This window comes from Pseudomonas sp. SDO5591_S426 (assembly GCF_054070755.1).
In genome coordinates this window covers 1-4,157 of the sequence record NZ_JBSVXD010000304.1, presented here as the reverse complement: position 1 = coordinate 4,157, position 4,157 = coordinate 1, and the positions used below count along the sequence as shown (strand labels likewise).

The following is a 4,157-nucleotide window of genomic DNA, read 5'->3' as shown; positions in this document are numbered from 1 at the left end:
CTTTCCGACTTCAATTGAGTATCAAGAGCAAGATCAAAAGATCGCAGCCTCGTTTCACTCGACAGCTCCTACAGAAAAGAAAAGCAAAAAAAAGCCCGACCAAAAGGTCGGGCTCTTTATAAGTGAAGCAGCCGGATTAGACCAGCTTCTCCAGCTCAGGGATGGCTTCGAACAGGTCCGCCACCAGGCCGTAATCGGCCACCTGGAAGATCGGCGCTTCTTCGTCCTTGTTGATCGCAACGATCACTTTGGAGTCTTTCATGCCCGCCAGGTGCTGGATCGCGCCGGAAATACCGACGGCGATGTACAGCTGTGGAGCAACGATCTTGCCGGTCTGACCGACCTGCATGTCGTTCGGTACAAAACCTGCGTCTACCGCGGCGCGGGAAGCACCGACGGCAGCGCCCAGCTTGTCGGCCAGGGCGTACAGGTGTTTGAAGTTGTCGCCGTTCTGCATGCCGCGACCGCCCGAAACGACGATCTTGGCAGCGGTCAGTTCCGGACGATCGGACTTGGCCAGTTCTTCGCCAACGAAGCTGGAGATACCAGCGTCGTGAGCAGCGCCAACGGCTTCAACGGCAGCCGAACCACCTTCAGCGGCAACCGGGTCGAAACCGGTGGCACGCACGGTGATCACTTTGACCGCAGCGTTCGACTGAACGGTAGCGATAGCGTTACCGGCGTAGATCGGACGCTTGAAGGTGTCAGCGCTTTCTACCGAGATGATCTCGGAGATCTGGTCAACATCCAGTGCAGCGGCAACGCGCGGCAGGATGTTTTTGCCGTTGGAAGTAGCGGCAGCCAGAATGTGGCTGTAGCCCTTGCCCAACTCTGCAACCAGAGGAGCGACGTTTTCCGGCAGCTGATGCGCGTAAGCGGCATTGTCAGCGTTCAGGACTTTGCTCACGCCAGCGATTTTCGCAGCGGCTTCAGCCACGGCGCCAGCGCCTTGGCCTGCAACCAGAACGTGGATGTCACCACCGATTTTGGCGGCGGCAGCAACAGTGTTCAGCGTGGCCGGAGCCAGCACTTTGTTGTCGTGTTCAGCAATAACCAAGATAGTCATTTAGATTACCTTCGCTTCGTTTTTCAGTTTCTCGACCAGTTCAGCCACCGACTTGACCTTGATACCCGCGCTACGTGCAGCTGGCGCTTCGACTTTCACGGTCTTGTTGGTGGAGGCGGTGGAAACGCCCAAAGCGTCCGGAGTCAGCACTTCGAGAGGCTTCTTCTTGGCTTTCATGATGTTTGGCAGAGACGCGTAGCGCGGCTCGTTCAAACGCAGGTCGGTGGTGACGATGGCTGGCAGTTTCAGGGAAACTGTCTGCGCGCCGCCGTCGATTTCGCGGGTTACAGCAACGCTGTCGCCGCTGATCTCGACTTTCGAAGCGAACGTGCCCTGACCGTAGCCGCTCAATGCAGCGAGCATCTGGCCAGTCTGGTTGTTGTCGCTGTCGATGGCTTGTTTGCCAAGGATCACCAGCTGAGGCTGTTCCTTGTCGACAACAGCCTTCAACAGTTTGGCAACAGCCAGGGAAGTCAGATCTTCGGCGGATTCGACGAGGATGGCGCGGTCGGCACCCAGAGCCAGCGCGGTGCGCAGTTGCTCTTGAGCGGTGGACGGGCCGACGGAGACGACGACGATTTCAGTCGCAACACCTTTCTCTTTCAGGCGTACGGCTTCTTCCACGGCGATCTCGCAGAACGGGTTCATCGACATCTTGACGTTGGCAAGATCGACGCCGGAATTGTCCGCCTTGACGCGGACCTTGACGTTGTAATCCACAACGCGTTTGACAGCTACAAGAACCTTCATGGATTCCTCGTTACTCTCCGGTGAAAAGAAAGTCGCCTAGGCGAACCTGGCGGTTGATGCTCATCGGGCGCAAGGGCACCTCCAAAAACGCCGGCAAATGTGTCAAGTGAGCCTCGCTCATGATGCTGATGACCGTTCGTCAGGAGTGACTGACGAGTCATTCAATATCGCGGCGTGTAAACTGCGCGCCAAACCCGCGCGGCGCATCACTTTCTACTGCCATCGCCCTGTCTTTAGAGGTGCTCTTGAAACCAACAGTCAGCCTACGGCGAGCGCAAAACCGCCCGTATCTTGACCGGAACACCTATTCCGGTCAATACGGCAAAATAGCCGTTCATAAGCCGCGTGACTTTGATTTCTCTGGCTTTGAGCCAATTCAAACAAACGTTTGTATTGGACCCTGAGAGTGGTGTAGATATAATGCGCCACCCAAAGAGAAAGGTGGTTGATCGATTGTCCGCTCCCGACGTTGCGCTGGGATTCATGGATGCGACACCTAACCTCCAAAATTAGAAAAAAACTGTTGAGCCTTGAGTAGGAGATAGCCTGTGGAACGCGAATACATGGAATTCGACGTGGTCATCGTCGGTGCCGGCCCCGCTGGCCTGTCCGCCGCCTGCCGATTGAAGCAGAAGGCCGCCGAAGCCGGTAAGGAAATCAGCGTCTGCGTGGTCGAAAAAGGCTCCGAAGTCGGCGCACACATCCTTTCCGGCGCCGTGTTCGAACCACGGGCCCTGAACGAACTGTTCCCGGACTGGAAAGAACTCGGCGCACCGCTGAACACGCCGGTCACGCGCGATGACATCTTCGTGCTGAAGAACGCTGAAAGCGCGCAGAAAATTCCGGACTTCTTTGTGCCCAAGACCATGCACAACGAAGGCAACTACATCATCTCCCTGGGCAACCTGTGCCGCTGGCTGGCTCAGCAGGCGGAAAACCTGGGTGTGGAAATCTATCCGGGCTTCGCCGCTCAGGAAGCGCTGTTCGACGAAAACGGCATCGTTCGCGGGATCATCACCGGTGATCTGGGCGTAGACCGTGAAGGCAATCCGAAAGAAGGCCTGTACACCCCGGGCATGGAACTGCGTGGCAAATACACGCTGTTCGCCGAAGGTTGCCGTGGTCACATCGGCAAGCAGCTGATCAAGCACTTCAATCTCGACAACGATTCCGACGTGCAGCACTACGGCATCGGCCTGAAAGAAATCTGGGAAGTCGACCCGGCCAAGCACCAGCCAGGCCTGGTGGTGCACACCGCCGGTTGGCCGATGGACATCATGGGCACCGAAAACACCGGTGGTTCGTTCCTTTATCACCTGGAAAACAATCAGGTTGTCGTCGGTCTGATCGTCGATCTGTCCTACAGCAACACTTACCTGTCGCCGTTCGACGAGTTCCAGCGCCTCAAGCACCACCCGGTGCTCAAACAGTATCTGGAAGGCGGCAAGCGCATCAGCTACGGCGCACGTGCCATCAGCAAGGGCGGCCTGAACTCGCTGCCGAAAATGGTCTTCAAGGGCGGCGCGCTGATCGGTTGCGACCTCGGCACCCTGAACTTCGCCAAGATCAAAGGCAGCCACACCGCGATGAAGTCGGGCATGCTCGCCGCTGAATCCGTGGCTGACGCACTGTTCGCCGACAAGGATGGTACTGAAGAGCTGACCAGCTACGTCGACGCGTTCAAGAACAGCTGGCTGCACGAAGAACTGTTCGCCAGCCGTAACTTCGGCCCGGCGATCCACAAGTTCGGCGCTATCGTCGGCGGTGGTTTCAACTGGCTGGACCAAAACATCTTCGGCGGCAAACTACCGTTCACCCTGCACGACACCAAGCCGGATTACGCTTGCCTCAAGCTCGCCGCCGACTGCAAGAAGATCGACTACCCGAAACCGGACGGCAAGATCAGCTTCGACAAGTTGAGCTCGGTGTTCATCTCCGGTACCAACCACGAAGAAGAGCAGCCGTGCCACCTGAAGCTGACCGATCCGAGCATCCCGATCAGCAAGAACCTGCCGCTGTACGATGAGCCTGCCCAGCGTTACTGCCCGGCCGGCGTGTACGAAGTGATCACCAAGGAAGACGGCGAGAAGCGCTTCCAGATCAACGCCCAGAACTGCGTTCACTGCAAGACCTGCGACATCAAGGACCCTGCACAGAACATCACCTGGGTGACGCCGGAAGGCGCCGGCGGCCCGACTTACCCGAACATGTAAGCCGAACGCCTGAACATCAAGGCTCCCGAAATGGGGGCCTTTTTGTTGTCTGCTATTTGGCTTACACCACAAAAAACTGTAGGAGCCGAGCTTGCTCGCGATGGCGGTGCATCAGGCACCTATGATGC

Annotated in this window: 3 protein-coding genes; 1 reads left to right on the top strand and 2 read right to left on the bottom strand. The window is 57.4% G+C overall.

All coding sequences use genetic code 11. The annotated features are described in order from the left end of the window. Positions 1-136: 136 nt before the first annotated feature. Entirely contained in the window at positions 137-1,066 is a 930-nt protein-coding gene (locus ACW9JC_RS28975) for an electron transfer flavoprotein subunit alpha/FixB family protein (RefSeq protein WP_338585344.1), read from the bottom strand. Then, complete coding sequence (locus tag ACW9JC_RS28970; RefSeq protein WP_007987229.1) at positions 1,067-1,816, bottom strand: electron transfer flavoprotein subunit beta/FixA family protein; 750 nt, start codon at positions 1,814-1,816, stop codon at positions 1,067-1,069. A 548-nt stretch (positions 1,817-2,364) separates the two neighbouring features. Between ACW9JC_RS28970 and ACW9JC_RS28965 the strand changes: the two genes are divergently transcribed. Next, complete coding sequence (locus ACW9JC_RS28965; protein WP_457459318.1) at positions 2,365-4,029, top strand: electron transfer flavoprotein-ubiquinone oxidoreductase; 1,665 nt, start codon at positions 2,365-2,367, stop codon at positions 4,027-4,029. The last annotated feature ends 128 nt before the right edge of the window (positions 4,030-4,157 follow it).